Source organism: Moraxella atlantae NBRC 14588, assembly GCF_001591265.1.
Classification (GTDB): Bacteria; Pseudomonadota; Gammaproteobacteria; order Pseudomonadales; family Moraxellaceae; genus Faucicola; species Faucicola atlantae.
This window is the reverse complement of record NZ_BCUL01000027.1, coordinates 1-16,802: the sequence shown is the minus strand read 5'-3', so window position 1 is coordinate 16,802 and position 16,802 is coordinate 1. Positions and strand designations below refer to the sequence as shown.

The window sequence follows — 16,802 nt, the reverse complement described above, 5'->3', positions numbered from 1 at the left end:
AATAAACGGCGTATAATAAAGCAATCGCTGTATGATTAAAACTTGATAAATCCTACTAAATTAGGTGGAAAAACGATCAAGTAAATTTTGATAACTGGCGTTATAAAGACACTGACATAAAGTAGCGAACCGATATTATGTAATTTTTATTTGTTAAAATTATCTTATTAATAAATTATTTATTGTATGCGCTGTTAGGTACTATCTTAAAAAGAATCAATTAAAAAAATAAATAACTAAAAGTGTTATAAGTTAGCTAAACAACTATCGGCGTCGGACAGTAACTTGGTTAAAAATTGACCTATTGTCTCTAAACCGAGGTTTAATCTTGCCAAAATCCGCCCAAACGGGTAGCATAAAACCTAATTTTTGCCATGTGACAAACAACCACAACCAAAAAAAAGGGTATCCCATGCGCATCGACCAACGCCAAGCCAACCAACTACGCCCCATCAGCATCACCCGTCATTACACCAAACACGCCGAAGGCTCGGTTTTGGTTTGCTTTGGCGACACCAAAGTGCTGTGCACTGCCAGTGTTGAAACCCAAGTACCACGTTGGCTCAAAGGCACAGGCAAAGGCTGGATCACCGCTGAATACGGCATGTTGCCACGCGCCACCCACGACCGCAGCAACCGCGAAGCAGTGAGCGGCAAACAATCAGGACGCACACAAGAAATCCAACGGCTGATAGGGCGTAGCCTACGCGCTATGGTAGATTTAGAAAAACTGGGTGAAGTGAGCATTCATGTCGATTGCGACGTATTGCAAGCCGATGGCGGCACACGCACGGCAAGCATTACAGGCGCGGCGGTTGCCGTGGTTGATGCGCTAGAATTTTTACAACAAAACAAAAAGCTCAAAACCGACCCCTTGCGCGGATTGGTGGCAGCGGTCTCGGTGGGACTGCGCGATGGTGAGGTGCTCCTTGATCTCAACTACCATGAAGACTCAGGCTGTGACACGGATCTAAACGTTGTCATGACCCAGCAAGGCGAATTTATTGAGATTCAAGGTACAGCAGAGGCCAGGCCCTTCACCCGTGCGCAAGTCGATGCCATGCTGGCAATGGCAGAGCAGGGCATTGGTGAGCTACTCAAGCACCAACAGACCGCACTAGGCTGGTAGTGGTGCTTACCGTACTAGATGACGGCGTAAAAATTGGCTTGCAACCTATTGCAGCTGGTAAGCCTGCTTGGCATCGGTTGTGGTACCAATGGACGTGGCTTGGCATGGCGTTGCTATTAGCAGCAATCGGCGCAGCCAATGCATTGGACTGGCTGACAGGTGCGCAGACAGGCATTGCCATCATCGTGGTGGTTATTGCCTCAGCGGTGGTAAATTGGCTGGGTAGGCGCAGTCAAGCAGGGATCACTGACCAGCCCATTCAATTATCGGGTGGTTATTTGCACGTGCGCAAAGGAACACTGACCCACACCGATGCCACAGGCAAAATCACACCTATCACGCTTGACAACACCAACCATCTACAGATTGACGGTGATACGTTGCAGATTTGCCATGCCGATGGTACACCGCGTTGTCGGGTAATGGGCTTCACCACGCCCCAGCACCTCCACATTGCTCATGCCGTGCTACAAGGCAAATCCATCCAAACCAACGCCAAATCCGTGCGCCTCAATACCAAATAAATTTATTCTTAAAAAAAATTTTGACTAAATTGCACAAATTAATAATAATCATTATTAACTATCATGCTAGATTGGCGTAAGACAATTGGCTTATCATTTCATTGATACCGTTAATCACGTAACCACTGTTAGGATAAAATTAGGATCGACCATGAAAATAGGGAATGCATACCGTTTTGCACCCGTATTGGCAGCCGCCATCGCGCTAAGTGCATGCAACCAAAGCCAACAAGCCGCCAACCCTGCAGATGGCGCAGCAAACACTGCCGTGGCTGCCCATCAAGACGCGCGCGAAGACATCATGCACGATTGGGGCGCAGCAAGCAAAGAAATGAACGCCATGCTCAAAGATCCATCGAGTTTTAATGCCGATAATTTTCGCGCAGCTGCCAAAAAACTCGACCAAGACGCTTGGGTACATTTTCCTGCAAGCAGTGAAGGCGGTGACGCTAAACCCGAGATTTGGCAAAATCCCACCGCGTGGCAACAAGAAATTGACAAATATAAGCAAGCCGTTGCCGCGCTGAACACTGCTGCCCAATCCGCCACCAGTGCCGCCGATGTGCAAGCACAGTTTAACGATGTCGGTGCAAGCTGCAAAAGCTGTCACCAGCAATTTCGTGAAAAATAACGTAAAAAATCATCGGGTGCTAATAGGCGTTTAGCCGCAGATAGGCAAAATTTTGCGCAACGTCAAATGCCATTAGCGGATACGGACGCAGCGCGCACAGATGGTTAAGCAACAAACGTGCATCGGTGGATAAGCGCTTGCCCGTTGGTGATGGGGCTGTATCGGGGTTCGGTGTTTGCCACTGCGCCAAAAAAACCAACGCTTGCCGATACACGTTGTGGTCAAATTGGGTATTGCGCTCACCGTGGCGTATGGCGTTTAGGTTGTCGGTAGATACACGAAAACGCTTACCTAACGCCAACGTAAACAAACATTCCAACGCTTGCGGCGCGATCTCAACCTGCTCAAACTCACGTTGTTGTGCCGCGTCTCGCCCATCGGGCGCGTACCAATAGCCAAAGTCATCCAACCCACGGCGGCGCTGCCCTGCAATGCACCAATGGCTGATTTCATGCAGGCAACTGGCAAAAAAGCCATGCGCAAACACAATTTGGGCAGGTAATTCGGCGGTTTTGGCATAATATTGCGGCTCATCATCGCCGCGCACCAGCACCGTTTGGCGATGGGCAAACCAGCGCGCAAACACCGCCATCAACCATTGCACTTGTGCACATTCTACTGCCTGCCAACGTATGCCAGCCAGCCGCTTGTTTGCTGCTGCTTGTCCCGTCAATACCATGCCACGCGTTGGTATATCCTGTTTTGATGACACCAATAGCCATACCGATACCCACGGCACAGTCACAAAGGCGAAAATAGCGGTTTTGGCTTGATACGCGGCACCCATTGGATTTTACCCCAAAAAGCCTTATTATAACCCATAATAACCAAGCGCGAACCTGCTTGCTCAAACCGTTTGTACTATGCACGGTGAGCAAACATCTGTTTTTTCTTTTTAATAAAATCTGATCAATAAGAACAAGCAATAAGTTATTGTTTTGCCAATTTTTATTTTGTTTAAGCCATTGAGTCAAGCCACCAACCCATGAGGTGTTATTATGAATGCAAAATCTCAAACCACCGCTGCACCTGTTGCTGTACCAAGCAGCACAACGCATACCCCCAACACCGCGCTTGCCAAGTATTTGGATTTAAACAAATGGGCGAACAATGACCAAGCCGAGTATCACTGGCAAGGCACGCTGCAGCTTGATCAGTTGCCGCGTATCGCTGCCTTGCCCGATAACACACCTGCACCCAGTGGCGGGTTGCCATCGCAAGTGGCGGTAGAGCTCAGCATTCGTCAATCGGGGTCGGTGCTGCTGTGGTCGCTGCACACCGATGGCATCTTGTGGCAGACCTGTCAGCGTTGTCTTGAGCCTGTCGCTGTGCCACTGACCATCGACAGTGAATTTGCCTTGCTACAAGATGAGTCGCAAGCTGCGTTGGTCAGTGAGGACACCGAAACGATTTTGCTGGATGAAATCACCGACGATGAGCGGCTAAATTTGCTGGCGATGATTGAAGATGAATTGTTGGTCGCCTTGCCACTGGCGCCTAAGCATGCGCAGTGCCGTATGGCAGTCACGCAAGCAGGTGAGCTGCCCGAAGCCGCTGTGCAGCAAGACAATCCCTTTGCCGTGCTTGCTGCGCTTAAAAACTAGGTGGTTACTGCTGCGCCGATAGACAAAAAAAGCGCGTAAATGATTTACTCAGCACCAAAAAACGCGTATAATTGGGCGTTTAAAAATTTATCGCGCCTTTGCGCGCCCAACGCCCGATTTGCTAGGAGTTTGTCATGGCAGTTCAACAAAACCGTAAGAGCCGTTCACGCCGCGATATGCGCCGTTCACACGACCGCATCACCATTCACGCGGTATCAATCGATCCAACCACTGGCGAAAAACACCTACGCCATCACGCGACTAAAGATGGTTTTTACCGTGGTCGTCAGTTGTTCAAAGCACCTGTGGTTGAAGTGGAATAATTTTTCAGCCAATTGCTGGTAAGTTGATAAAAAGCCGATTTTTGTCGGCTTTTTTACTGGACAAAATTTAGCCAAACCATCGGTATATGTTACCGAATGGTGGCATTTTGCTACCATGTTGGGGTTTTAAACGGGCATAAATTCTGTTAAGTTAGCTTGCATTTGTTTATTTTTCACCAATCATTACATGACCATCATGCCAACTACCACCACCGATTCCGCCCCTTCCGTCCCTATTGCTACGTTGCCGATTGCTACGCCAAGCTATGCCGTGATTTTTCCAGGGCAAGGTTCGCAGCGGGTGGGTATGTTGGCAGATTGGGCAGATGCGTTTTGGCAAGTGCGGGCAACATTTGAGCAAGCCAGTGACGCGCTAGGCTTTGACGTGTGGGCATTGTGCCAAGGCACGTGGCAAGACAAAGCAGGGCAGGGGCTAGATGCAACCGCTTATACCCAGCCTGCGCTTTTGACGGCAAGCATGGCGATTTGGCGTGTATTGGATGACAACATTTGGCAACACGCGCCCGAACGCCGCCCACAATACGTGGCAGGGCATTCGTTGGGCGAATATAGCGCGTTGTGTGCAGCAGGTGTGCTGGATTTTGCCGATGCGGTGCGCTTGGTGCACCAACGCGGGCAACTGATGCAACATGCCATGCAGCAGCCGTCTGTCGGTGAATCAACACAGGCAGGCGCGATGTTGGCAGTGCTCGGTGCTGAGGATTTTATCGTTGCTGCATTGTGCCAAAGCGTGCAAACTGACACGCCACATGCGGTTGTTACACCAGCCAATTACAATGCCCCTGGGCAAGTGGTGGTGGCAGGTAATAGCTTAGGTGTGAACGCAGTGCGCGCGCGACTTGGCGAGATTGGCGCAAAAGGTGTACCACTTAAGGTCAGTGTGCCATCGCATTGCCCACTGATGCAGCCTGCGGCAGATGAGTTGGCAGCATTGATTGATGACATCGCGTTGCAGCCGCCGCAAATTGCTGTGGTACAAAACCGCCACGCGCGTATTGAGCCTGATCTTGTAGCCATCAAACAAGCCTTGGTTGAGCAGTTGTCTTGCCCTGTGCTGTGGGCAAGCACCCAAACGTATCTTGCCCAAGCAGGCGTGACGTTACAAATCGAATGCGGCAGTGGCAATGTGCTAACCAACCTAGCCAAACGCCAAACGCCAAGTATATCAACGCTTGCTACCGATCCCATTGGCAAGCTTGACGCGGTGCAAGCAGCGTTGAATGACTTATTGCGCCCGTGATGATGAGCTCACAGGTAGCTGTTGGCTTGATGTGAGCAAACACGTTATCGAGTATTTTGATTCAACACATTTTGACCCAATAAAAGGAACCCAGCATGGCACGGCAAATCGCATTGGTGACGGGCGCAAGCCGCGGTATCGGCAAAGCCATCGCCCAACAACTGGCCGATGAGGGCTATTTTGTCATCGGTACGGCAACCAGCGAGATGGGCGCGGCGGTGATTGCCGACTATTTGCGCCCAACAGGTGGGCTTGGGCGCGTGCTCTTGGTTGAAAATGCCGAGCAAATTGAGGCGTTATTCACCGAGATTGAAAGCACCTATGGCTGCGTGCAGGTGCTGGTCAATAACGCAGGCATCACCCACGATACCTTGTTGGCGCGCATGGAAGAAGCGGCGTGGGATCATGTCATTGAGGTGGATTTGACATCGGTGTATCGCATGACCAAACGCGCCTTGCGTGGCATGATGAAAGCACGCTATGGCCGCGTCATCAACATCACCTCAGTGGTTGCCAGCATGGGCAATGCAGGGCAAACCAACTACGCTGCCGCCAAAGCAGGTGTTGAGGGCATGACCCGCGCCCTTGCCCGTGAAATCGGCTCACGTCAAGTCACCGTAAACTGCGTTGCCCCAGGCTTGATAGAGACCGAAATGACCGAAAGCTTGGATGAGCGTTTGCTAAACTCCATGCTAGATGCCGTGCCGCTCGGGCGATTGGGCGCGCCTGAAGACGTGGCTGCGGCAGTCAGCTTCTTGGCCAGCCGCAATGCCAGCTACATCACAGGCGCGGTGTTGGCGGTCAATGGCGGCATGTATATGTAACCCACACATATATTGCCCAAGTCGCTGTTAGTGAACGCAGCGGTATGCCGTTTGCAGCGATAATTGGCGCGTAAATGGTTGAAACCGCACGACAGCCAACATATAATGCCTAAACCACGGGCAAGCTGCAACCGCTTAGACAGCATTGCCCCCTATTTTTGCAATGAGAGCCGCCATGCCGCACTGCCTTATTGCGCCAAGCCATTGCCCGTCAGGGTGTATAAGTCTGTAAAGTTCGCTATAAAAGGATACGATAGGAGCGTAGCATGAGCAATAGCCAACAAGTGGAACAAAAAGTCAAAGCCGCCGTCGCTGAACAGTTAGGTGTGAATGCTGATGACATCAAAAACGACGCGTCATTTATGGAAGATTTGGGCGCAGATTCGTTGGATTTGGTTGAATTAGTGATGTCGTTTGAAAATGAATTTGGCATCACCATTCCCGAAGAAGACAGCAATCAGCTAACCACTGTGCAAAGTGCGATTGACTATGTCAGCAGCAAAGTGGATGCCTAACGCACTGGGCGTTCAGTGATCAAGGATCAACCCAATGCCAAAAAAGCCTCAAAGTTAGTTTGAGGCTTTTTTTGTCGCATATTTGGTGTTTATAACAACTAGCGTTGGGCGTCAAACGCCGTCTCAGGCATTTGCCAAAATACAGGCAATACCACCACCGCGACCACCGCAATCATTAGCGCAGGCACCATGGCCCAATGGCTTTGGTCAAGCCAATACTGGGCGAGCCATGGGGTTAGGCCGCCAAAAATTGCCGTTGCCATTGTCGTGCCCAATGCCAAACCACTTAGCCGCCCTTCTGTGGTAAACTGCTCCGCCGTTGCCGACGCGCCCACCGCACTCACCCCACCTGCCAGACACGCCAACAACACCGCACCAATCAAGGCTTGCGTGGTCGTGCCGCTTGCCATCCAGTCAAACAACAACGCAGGCAACAGCACACAGCACAACGCCAAACCAATCAGCACAGGTCGCCGTCCGACTTTATCCGTCAAACCACCCACCAACGGCGTGATGACAATCACTGCCACTGCTGCGATGGTCGAAAGCGACAGTGCCAGTTTTTCGCTGTGGTTGCCCGTGTCTTGCAAAAAAATCGGCACATAGCTGATGCCGACATAATAAGTAATCGACCCCAACGCGGAGATCATAAAGCTACGAAAAATCCCGACTTTGTGCTCACGTATGGTCTGCAGCAGCGGCGATTTTGCCAATGCTTGCGCGCGCTGTTTTTGGATAAATTCGGGCGACTCTTGCATGGTTGAGCGCGCTGCCCACACCACCAACGCAAGCACGCCACCGATGATAAACGGAATCCGCCAGCCCCATGCTGTTAGCTGCGCCTCACTCAGCCATGCCACCGTTGCCCCACAAACTGCCACCGCCAACAGCCCACCAACCTCACTTGCCGCCGACGCAAGCGAGGTAATAAAACCACGCCGCTCGCGCTTTGCGCCCTCAAGCAGATATGCCACTACGCCCGTGTACTCGGCACCCACGGCAAACGACATCACACAGCGCAGCGCAATCAACGCCACCCCTGCCGCTGTACCAATCTGCGCTGCCGTCGGTAGCAGTGCGGTGGCAAACATCGCCACAGTGATCAGCAGCATTGACAACATCATCATGGTTTTGCGCCCAAACTTATCGCCGATATGTCCAAATACCGCCGCACCCAACGGACGCATTAAATACGAAATTGCAAAACCGCCCAGTGTCACGAGCAACGATTGCGGCGTATCACCAAAAAACACACGGCTGAGCACGCTGGCAAAGTACAAATACAGAGTAAAATCATACCATTCAACAATTGTCGAAAGCGCAGCCACTGCAAGGGAAGCTTTATCCACAGGCTTGGCAGAATGGGAGGGGGCAATGGTTGAGCTGGGCATAGGTAGTTACAATGATAGGTGAAACAAGCAAAAAGATGATTCAACCAAATTGTAACGGCAAGCTGACTGCCATCCTAGATGGTTTTTGTAATATCAAAAAAACGGCTTAGCCATCGCCAAGCCGTTTTGTTTGGGCATCGTGGATCAATACGTGATAAATGCCTTAACAAATGTTTAATTACACGCAAATTTATTCGTACACCACCTCAATGATTTCGTACTCTACCTCGCCGCTTGGCGTTTGGATGCGCGCTTCATCGCCTTCAGACTTACCGATTAAACCACGTGCAATCGGTGAGTTAATCGAGATTTTGTTGGCTTTAAAATCTGCTTCATCATCACCGACAATCTTGTAACGTTTTTGCTCTTCGGTGTCCAAGTTTTCGATAACCACAGTCACGCCAAACACCACGCGCCCTTCTTGTGGTAGCTTGAGCGGGTCGATAATCTCTGCGCCGCCCAATTTAGCTTCGATGTCGCGAATCCGTGCTTCACAAAAGCCTTGTTGTTCACGCGCGGCATGGTATTCGGCGTTTTCTTTGAGATCACCGTGTTCACGTGCCTCAGCGATCGCAGCGGTAATACGCGGACGGTCGATGGTCTTTAGCTGTTTGAGTTCTTCTTCTAACGCAGCGTGACCTTGCGGGGTCATGGGATAGCGTTGCATAGGGGATTCCTTTTGTCACAAATAGGGATTCAAACGGCAAGATTGCCAAAGTAACAAGTCACAAAAAATGGTCATCAACTCTCGTGATTGACCGCTAGCTATTTTGTATAGATGAAAAAAACCATGCTAGACAGGGCTACTGCCTAACAAGGTTCTAGTAAAAAATTTGCTGTGCGGTGTCAATCACCACAATAACGGTATTTTACTTGATAACGGCTTGTGATGCAAAGCATTCACTCAATTGACTGCATGAGCCTGACATTACCAAGCTGAGCTGATGGTAAACCCCACGGCTTTATTTTCATACCAAGGTAAAATAGTGGCATTGTCAAACGGTTGCGTCATCACCAAACCACTGACGACACCCAGCGCACAGCCAGCAACCACATCACGGGTATGGTGTTTGTCGGCATCCACACGTGACCAGCCCACATAGGCGGCAGGAATCATTGCCATCGAGCCATAGCGCCAGCCATAGCGTTGACCGATGAAAGTCGCGCCCGCGCAAGAAGCACTAGTATGCCCTGACGGAAATGAGTAATCTTCGCCATTGGGACGTTCGCCCCATGCGGTGTCATTGGTGGCGTATTTGAGCGCATAGGTAGCCGCCAAATTGGTTGCCATGGTTTTGCCTAATTGATACACGCCTTTTTGGTCATGTTTGGCAAGTGCCATGCCTAAGCCTGCTACCGGGATAGCAATTTGCAATATATCGCCCGCTTTTTCGCTATCGCTTTTGGCATATACCGTTGTCGTCGGCGCTAATACAGCAGCAAGTAGTATGATATTAAAGGTCTTAGAAGGTTGTCTCATGGCATTCACACCCTGATTGTGGTTAGTGGTCAAAACATTGATAAACGTGGCTATACTTAGGGTAAACCCAGTGTACACCCCAAACCTTAGGATTATCTTAGCCCATAAAAAAATATTGACAGCGCTGGCTATCAGTATTGTAGACTAGCGATGGTTATTCCTGTGTATGTAGCGATTGGAGCTTATACACATCAAATGGTAGCTGCACTTTATACGCTTGGGTAACTGCTGCCGCGGCATTTAAGGTGGTCACATTAAATACTTTATGCTGTAAGGCTGAGCGGCGAATCGAGAACGAATCTTCATGCGCTTGTTTGCCTTCGGTGGTATTGACGACGATGGCAATTTCACCGTTTTTGATGGCATCGACAATGTGTGGACGGCCTTCATTGACCTTGTTGATGCGCGTGCACGGTAAGCCTGCATCTGCTAACACTTGCTGCGTGCCTGCGGTTGCCAATAGCTTAAAGCCATAATCAAGTAGCTGCTTGGCAATAGGCACCAAGTGCGCTTTGTCGCTGTCACGCACCGACAAGAACACTTGTTTGGTCTCGCCCTCAACGGGTAGGCCTGGTAGCCGCTCGTTGCTGGCAATCACTGCCTTGTAATACGCTTCACCAAAGGTTTTACCCACGCCCATGACCTCGCCTGTGGATTTCATCTCTGGGCTTAAAATCGGGTCTACACCAGGGAATTTAGCAAACGGGAACACCGCTTCTTTGACCGCATAAAAACTTGGAATGACTTCGTGGGTGAAGTTTTGTTCGGCAAGTGTTTTGCCTGCCATGCAGCGCGCGGCAACTTGTGCCAAAGATGTGCCAATACATTTTGACACAAACGGCACGGTACGGCTGGCACGTGGATTGACTTCTAAGATATACACGGTGTTATCTTTGATAGCGTATTGCACGTTCATCAAACCGACCACACCCAATTCTTTTGCCATTGCCACGGTTTGCTCGCGCATGACATCACAAATATCAGCGCTAAGTGAGTATGGCGGCAACGAACACGCCGAATCCCCCGAATGCACGCCTGCTTGTTCAATATGCTGCATGATACCGCCGATGACCACGTTGGTGCCATCGCTGACGCAATCGACATCCACTTCGATGGCATCGTCCAAGAAACGATCGAGCAGCACAGGTGCTTCATTAGACGCTTGTACTGCTTCACGCAGGTAGCGGCGCAGCTCGGCTTCGTTGTAGACAATCTCCATCGCGCGTCCGCCAAGCACGTATGATGGACGCACCACCAACGGATAGCCAACTTGCGCGGCTTTGACAATGCCGTCTTCGGTGCTGGTCGCTAAGGCATTAGGTGGCTGGTTAAAGCCAAGCTGATTGATCATATGCTGAAAGCGTTCGCGGTCTTCGGCGCGATCAATCGCGTCAGGACTGGTGCCAATGATATGTACGCCTGCCGCTTCCAACGCGCGAGCAAGTTTAAGCGGTGTTTGACCACCGTACTGCACAATCACGCCTTTAGGCTGTTCAACGCGGACGATTTCCAATACGTCCTCAAGCGTAATCGGCTCAAAATACAGGCGATCTGACGTATCGTAATCGGTTGATACGGTTTCAGGGTTGCAGTTTACCATGATGGTTTCATAACCATCGGCACGCATGGCAAGTGCGGCATGCACACAGCAGTAGTCAAACTCAATACCTTGTCCGATACGGTTAGGGCCGCCGCCGATGACCATGATTTTTTCGCGGTCATTTGAGTTGGCTTCACATTCATCATCGTAGGTGGAATACAAATACGCTGTTGAGGTGGCAAATTCTGCCGCACAGGTATCGACGCGTTTATAAACAGGATACACACCCAGATCCCAACGTTTTTTGCGGAGCTGTTTTTGCGACACACCCAGCAAGGTGGCAAGGCGTAAATCTGACAAACCTTTGCGTTTAAACTGGCGCAAGTTTGCTGCCGTCAAACCGCCAAAGCCCAATTCCTTCACTTGGCGTTCGGTGGCGACGATATCGGCGATTTGCACCAAAAACCAGCGGTCGATTTTGGTGTATTCAAACACTTGTTCAAGGCTTAAGCCTGCCCGAAACGCGTCGGCAATATAAAAAATGCGCTCAGGTGTTGGGGTTTTGAGCTTAATTTTTAAGGTGTTTTCAATGCTGTCACGGTCTTGGCTTAAGTCCAATTGCTCATCAAATCCATTCACGCCGATCTCAAGCCCACGCAACGCTTTTTGTATAGATTCTTGGAAATTGCGCCCAATCGCCATCACCTCGCCCACAGACTTCATTTGTGTTGATAGGGTGCTGTCGGCTTGGGGAAATTTTTCAAAATTAAAGCGTGGCACTTTGGTGACCACATAGTCAATGGCAGGCTCAAAGCTGGCAGGGGTTTTGCCACCTGTGATGTCGTTTTTAAGTTCATCAAGGGTGTAACCGACCGCCAGTTTTGCCGCGATTTTGGCAATCGGAAAGCCTGTTGCCTTACTGGCCAATGCCGATGAGCGGCTGACGCGTGGGTTCATCTCAATGACCACCATGCGCCCTGTGTCTGGGTTAATGCCAAACTGGACGTTTGAGCCACCCGTCTCAACACCGATTTCACGCAATACCGCAATCGAGGCGTTACGCATGATTTGGTATTCTTTGTCGGTCAAGGTTTGTGCAGGCGCAACGGTGATGGAGTCGCCTGTGTGCACACCCATCGGATCAAAATTTTCGATCGAGCACACGATAATGCAGTTGTCGTTTTTGTCGCGCACAACCTCCATCTCATACTCTTTCCAACCAATTAAGCTTTCATCGATCAATAGCTGGTGAGTGGGCGATAAGTCAAATCCGCGTTCGCAAATTTCGATAAATTCTTCGCGGTTGTAGGCAATACCACCGCCTGAACCACCCATGGTAAACGACGGGCGGATGATGCACGGAAAGCCGACTTTGGCTTGAATCTCAAACGCCTGTTCCATCGTTTCAGCGACTTCAGCGCGTGGGCATTCTAGCCCGATTTTTTTCATCGCCTTGTCAAACAAATCACGGTCTTCGGCTTTTTCAATCGCCGATTTGGTTGCACCAATCAGCTCGCAGCCGTATTTTTCTAATACGCCGTGCTTGTCAAGATCAAGCGCGCAGTTAAGCGCGGTTTGTCCGCCCATCGTGGGCAAAATGGCATCGGGGCGTTCTTTGTCGATAATACGCTCAACGGTTTGCCATGTGATGGGCTCGATGTAGGTTGCGTCTGCCATGACGGGGTCGGTCATGATGGTTGCCGGGTTGGAATTGACCAAAATCACACGGTAGCCTTCTTCGCGTAAGGCTTTACAGGCTTGTGCGCCTGAGTAGTCAAACTCGCAGGCCTGCCCAATGACAATCGGACCTGCGCCGATGATAAGAATGGATTTGATGTCAGTACGTTTTGGCATAGCATTTCACCCTTTTTGACTACATGACACAATTTTTTTAACCAAAAACTATGTCTAGAAAATAATTTTAAAAAAAGTGCGACTAACGCACTTTTTAAGATCGATGTGTTTATTCTAAACGCAAAGTATTTTGTAAGGCTGTTTTATCCACAGGTTTATATATATCTTGGATATGTTGAAGCAAGATCAAAAAATCATCATTAACTGGCTTTTTGGTTTTTTTGACCAAAAAATCCTGCCAAAGCTGCTTGGTAGTCTGTACAGGTGCTGTACGATTAGCAGCGGTATCAGCATCAATTTGATGGATAAATTGGTGGTCTAAATTGACAGTTATCTGATTCATCGTTGCTCTTCATCAACCTAATCGAGCCTACAGGCATACGGCTACGCTTTGGCTTGTTCCATGAGCATAACAAACTTATCAAACAACCCATCGGCATCATGCGGGCCGGGGCTGGCTTCGGGATGTCCTTGGAAACTAAACGCAGGCTTGTCCGTGCGCTCGATGCCTTGGTTTGAACCATCAAACAACGAACGATGGGTGACTTTTAAATTGTCAGGCAAGGTTGCCTCATCCACCGCAAAGCCATGGTTTTGTGACGTAATCATCACACGTCCTGTGGCGATATCTTGCACAGGATGGTTGGCACCGTGATGACCAAACTTCATCTTGATGGTCTGCGCGCCACTTGCCAACGCCAGCAGCTGATGGCCCAAGCAAATGCCAAACACAGGGATATCGGTTTCAAGCAGCGTACGGATGTTGTCGATAGCATAGGTACATGCGGCAGGGTCGCCAGGGCCATTAGACAAGAACACACCATCGGGATTTTGCGCCAATACATCGGCAATTGGTGTTTGTGCAGGCACTACGGTGACATGACAGCCGCGATCTACCAACATGCGTAAGATATTGGTTTTGGTGCCAAAATCGTACGCCACCACGTGAAAACGTTTGGGAATTTGGGTCTCAAGTTGGGTAAAAAAGCCGCCTGTTGGGCTGTCAGTTTTGCCATAGTTGGCAATATTGGTGGGATTATCGGCAAGCTGCCACGTGCCTTGCGTCCACTCAAAACCGTGCTGATGGCAACATTCTTTTGCCAAATCCATTCCCGTCAAGCCTGCAAAACCTTGCGCAAGCTCGATCGCTTTGGCTTTGTCGGTGTCGCTGATAGCCACGCCGTCACTGGCAGTCATCAAACAACCGTGTTGCGCGCCGCGTTCACGTAGCACACGGGTCAGCCGCCGCGTGTCAATTTCAGCAATCGCCACCGTGTTATTGCGCTGCAAAAAGTCACTCAATGACTCGCTATTGCGAAAATTTGAGCTTAATAACGTGGCATCACGAATAATCAAACCTGCCGCCCACACGCGGTTGTCGCTACCCGATTCAATATCCTCGATATTGGTGCCTGTATTGCCGATATGCGGATAGGTGAGCGTGACGATTTGCTTGGCGTAGCTTGGGTCAGTGAGAATTTCTTGGTAGCCTGTCATGGCGGTATTAAACACCACTTCGCCAACGCTGTGACCTGTCGCGCCGATGCTCACCCCCTCAAAAATCGTACCGTCCGCCAATGCCAAAATCGCAGGCGTGGTCGGAGCAATCGCAGGGTTTAAGGTGTCTAATACGGCTGTTTGGTTGGTTGAGTCTGCGCCCGTATCAGTGTACGGTTGGTTGCTATTATTTGTATTATTCAAAATCGCCTCCGCCAGCATTCGCCCACAAAAAAGCGAGTTACCATGAATCACAATAGCCAAATGGTAACGCCGTAACGCTGACCAAATAAAGGCTATGTGTTTTCATGCAAACTCGCTTAGCTATAGATTTTGGCTATTTTATCAAAACCTACGCATAAATGGTAGTCATCGGCGGACAGATTTTAGCCGCTTCGATTGTTAGCCACCAAATTAACCACCAAATTAGCCGCCAAAAAAGCGGATGTTGGCAAAACAAACGTTGCGTTGTATTGCACAAAATTGAGTATTGCACAAAATTGACGCTTGATTTTCTGCTAGGCTGTTTTGTGCTAAGCTGATAGCTGTTTATTGCGTACAAAATAATTTTTATAGTCAAAAATCATCAAAAAACGCGGAAAAATTACCATGTCAGCCCAAACCAAGTTTAACCAATCCATGAATGATCTATTCAACAATCAACCGCCCATCACCGATCAGCGCGTGCTAATTATCGGCGGCGGTAATGTGGGTTTATCGTTTGCCTTACTGCTTGCCCAGCGCGGTATTGCCAGCACCTTGCTTGAGCAAACGGTGTATCCAACTGCTAGCCCCGATGATGCCAGCACACGGCATTTATTTGACAGCCGCAACATCGCACTGTCACGGCGTACGGTACAGATTTACCAAACCATGGGGCTGTGGCAAAATCTTGCCGACCATGCCTGTCGCATTGACCAAGTCAGTATCAGCGAGCAGGGTGGTTTTGGCAAGGCATTGCTGGATAAAACCGCCGAAGGTGTCGAAAGTTTTGGACAAGTCATGGAAAACGCGTGGCTTGGTAAAAAACTGCTGCAAACCGTGCAAGCCCATCCGCTGATCACCCTATTAGATGGTACACAGGTGACCGCGATTGAGCAAAACCGCGATAGCGTGACGGTGACGTTCACCCGCAACGCCAACGATAACGCGGCTGATGAGCAAATTTTAACCGCTGCGTTGCTGGTGGCATGTGATGGGCAGCATTCAACCGCACGGCGTTTGCTAGAAATTGGTGAAACGCGTCATGATTATGGGCAAATGGCGATTGTTGGCGTGGTGATTACCGACAAACCGCACGAACACATCGCGATAGAACGCTTCACGCCACATGGTTTGGTAGCCGCGCTGCCTTTGCCCGATACGGGGGCGGCGTTGATGGGTGCGCCTAACTGTCGACGTTCGGTGGTGTGGGTATGTCCTCGTGATGAGGCGCAGCGTTATTTAGATGACGACGCACATTTTTTGGCAACGTTGCAAGGTACGTTTGGCGCACAGACGGGTACGTTTATCCAAGCAGGCAAGCGTGGCGCGTATCCGCTGGTCAAGGTGCTGGCAAAACGCCAAGTACAAGGTCGCTGTGTGCTGATGGGCAATGCCGCGCATACCTTGCACCCTGTAGCAGGGCAGGGCTTTAATTTGTGTATGCGCGATGCGGACACGCTGGCGCAAATGTTGGCTCAACAAGCGTTACGCGGTGGTGATTTGGCAGACGCGCGCGTATTGGCAGATTATGCCAACCGTCGTCAAGCTGACCAAAAACGTGTGGAATTGTTTTGTGACGCGGTGGTGCATGGCTTTACCCACCGCAATCCGTTGGTCAAATTGGCGCGTAATATCGGTTTGGTCGCGTTTGAGCATGTGCCAAAGGTCAAACCGTTGGTGGCAACCTTTGCGATGGGATTAAGATCTTGATTTTATAATGAATTTATCCCCCTTAAAAATGTTGCCAAATCGTTACCGTTTGGTTATGCTAGCGTTTTATTGGCTCAATTATTGGTTTAACAAGGAAAGTCGATGGCATCGGTGTTTGGTGGGTTAAAAAAACTGGCGGTGGTGTTGGTCGCGTTGGCAAGTGTCAATACCGCGATGGCGGCGAATTGGGTGGAAGTTGCTGAAGATAATGACGGTGATAGATACTATATTGATTGGGAAAGTGTTAAAAAATTATCCGCAAGTTCAAGTTATCCTTCTGCTTATTTAAGTGCATCTAATAGCGGACAAATCGTT

At 49.9% G+C, this 16,802-nt stretch carries 17 protein-coding genes; 10 read left to right on the top strand and 7 right to left on the bottom strand.

Features of this window, described 5'->3' with window-relative positions:
- The first annotated feature begins 412 nt into the window (after positions 1-412).
- The 3 genes from rph (at position 413) to MA2_RS09710 (ending at position 2,284) form a co-directional block, all read left to right on the top strand.
- Positions 413-1,129: a ribonuclease PH gene (gene rph, locus MA2_RS09720; protein ID WP_067059325.1), complete on the top strand. Its 717-nt coding sequence runs from the start codon at positions 413-415 to the stop codon at positions 1,127-1,129.
- 2 nt (positions 1,130-1,131) lie between these two features.
- Positions 1,132-1,653, top strand: coding sequence for a hypothetical protein (locus tag MA2_RS09715; RefSeq protein WP_143821845.1), 522 nt, complete (start codon positions 1,132-1,134; stop codon positions 1,651-1,653).
- Between the two features lie 151 nt (positions 1,654-1,804).
- Positions 1,805-2,284, top strand: coding sequence for a c-type cytochrome (locus MA2_RS09710; protein ID WP_067059317.1), 480 nt, complete (start codon positions 1,805-1,807; stop codon positions 2,282-2,284).
- A 19-nt stretch (positions 2,285-2,303) separates the two neighbouring features.
- Here the strand turns inward: MA2_RS09710 and MA2_RS09705 are convergent, their stop codons facing one another.
- Positions 2,304-3,071 (bottom strand): elongation factor P hydroxylase, encoded by a 768-nt coding sequence (locus tag MA2_RS09705; RefSeq protein ID WP_067059315.1) that lies wholly within the window; start codon positions 3,069-3,071, stop codon positions 2,304-2,306.
- Positions 3,072-3,282: 211 nt separating this feature from the next.
- Between MA2_RS09705 and MA2_RS09700 the strand changes: the two genes are divergently transcribed.
- From MA2_RS09700 to acpP, 5 genes are all read left to right on the top strand, one after another.
- Positions 3,283-3,888 carry a YceD family protein gene (locus MA2_RS09700; RefSeq protein WP_067059313.1) on the top strand — a complete coding sequence of 202 codons (606 nt, stop codon included), beginning with the start codon at positions 3,283-3,285 and terminating at the stop codon, positions 3,886-3,888.
- A 134-nt stretch (positions 3,889-4,022) separates the two neighbouring features.
- Positions 4,023-4,211 (top strand): 50S ribosomal protein L32, encoded by a 189-nt coding sequence (gene rpmF, locus MA2_RS09695; protein ID WP_067059311.1) that lies wholly within the window; start codon positions 4,023-4,025, stop codon positions 4,209-4,211.
- A gap of 196 nt (positions 4,212-4,407) precedes the next feature.
- Positions 4,408-5,472 (top strand): ACP S-malonyltransferase, encoded by a 1,065-nt coding sequence (gene fabD, locus MA2_RS09690; RefSeq protein WP_079352253.1) that lies wholly within the window; start codon positions 4,408-4,410, stop codon positions 5,470-5,472.
- Positions 5,473-5,567: 95 nt separating this feature from the next.
- A complete protein-coding gene (gene fabG, locus MA2_RS09685) occupies positions 5,568-6,296 on the top strand; it encodes a 3-oxoacyl-ACP reductase FabG (RefSeq protein WP_067059309.1) in 729 nt (242 codons plus the stop codon).
- A 266-nt stretch (positions 6,297-6,562) separates the two neighbouring features.
- Positions 6,563-6,811, top strand: coding sequence for an acyl carrier protein (gene acpP, locus MA2_RS09680; protein ID WP_067059307.1), 249 nt, complete (start codon positions 6,563-6,565; stop codon positions 6,809-6,811).
- A 98-nt stretch (positions 6,812-6,909) separates the two neighbouring features.
- On the opposite strand, the gene MA2_RS09675 is transcribed toward acpP, so the two are convergent.
- From MA2_RS09675 to carA, 6 genes are all read right to left on the bottom strand, one after another.
- Positions 6,910-8,202, bottom strand: a complete 1,293-nt coding sequence (locus MA2_RS09675; protein ID WP_067059306.1) for an MFS transporter — start codon at positions 8,200-8,202, stop codon at positions 6,910-6,912.
- 190 nt (positions 8,203-8,392) lie between these two features.
- On the bottom strand, positions 8,393-8,869 hold the full coding sequence (gene greA / locus MA2_RS09670) for a transcription elongation factor GreA (RefSeq protein ID WP_067059304.1): 477 nt from the start codon (positions 8,867-8,869) through the stop codon (positions 8,393-8,395).
- A 261-nt stretch (positions 8,870-9,130) separates the two neighbouring features.
- Positions 9,131-9,682, bottom strand: a complete 552-nt coding sequence (locus tag MA2_RS09665) for a phosphatase PAP2 family protein (RefSeq protein ID WP_067059302.1) — start codon at positions 9,680-9,682, stop codon at positions 9,131-9,133.
- A 154-nt stretch (positions 9,683-9,836) separates the two neighbouring features.
- The gene (gene carB, locus MA2_RS09660; RefSeq protein WP_067059301.1) at positions 9,837-13,076 is read right to left on the bottom strand and encodes a carbamoyl-phosphate synthase large subunit; all 3,240 of its coding nucleotides are present in this window, start codon (positions 13,074-13,076) and stop codon (positions 9,837-9,839) included.
- 109 nt (positions 13,077-13,185) lie between these two features.
- The gene (locus MA2_RS09655; RefSeq protein WP_067059299.1) at positions 13,186-13,419 is read right to left on the bottom strand and encodes a hypothetical protein; all 234 of its coding nucleotides are present in this window, start codon (positions 13,417-13,419) and stop codon (positions 13,186-13,188) included.
- Positions 13,420-13,460: 41 nt separating this feature from the next.
- The gene (gene carA / locus MA2_RS09650; RefSeq protein WP_067059321.1) at positions 13,461-14,684 is read right to left on the bottom strand and encodes a glutamine-hydrolyzing carbamoyl-phosphate synthase small subunit; all 1,224 of its coding nucleotides are present in this window, start codon (positions 14,682-14,684) and stop codon (positions 13,461-13,463) included.
- A 528-nt stretch (positions 14,685-15,212) separates the two neighbouring features.
- On the opposite strand from carA, the gene MA2_RS09640 reads away from it, so the two are divergent.
- Positions 15,213-16,487, top strand: a complete 1,275-nt coding sequence (locus MA2_RS09640) for an FAD-dependent monooxygenase (RefSeq protein ID WP_067059294.1) — start codon at positions 15,213-15,215, stop codon at positions 16,485-16,487.
- Positions 16,488-16,589: 102 nt separating this feature from the next.
- A partial coding sequence (locus MA2_RS09635; protein ID WP_156470946.1) for a hypothetical protein occupies positions 16,590-16,802 on the top strand: 213 nt, incomplete at its 3' end.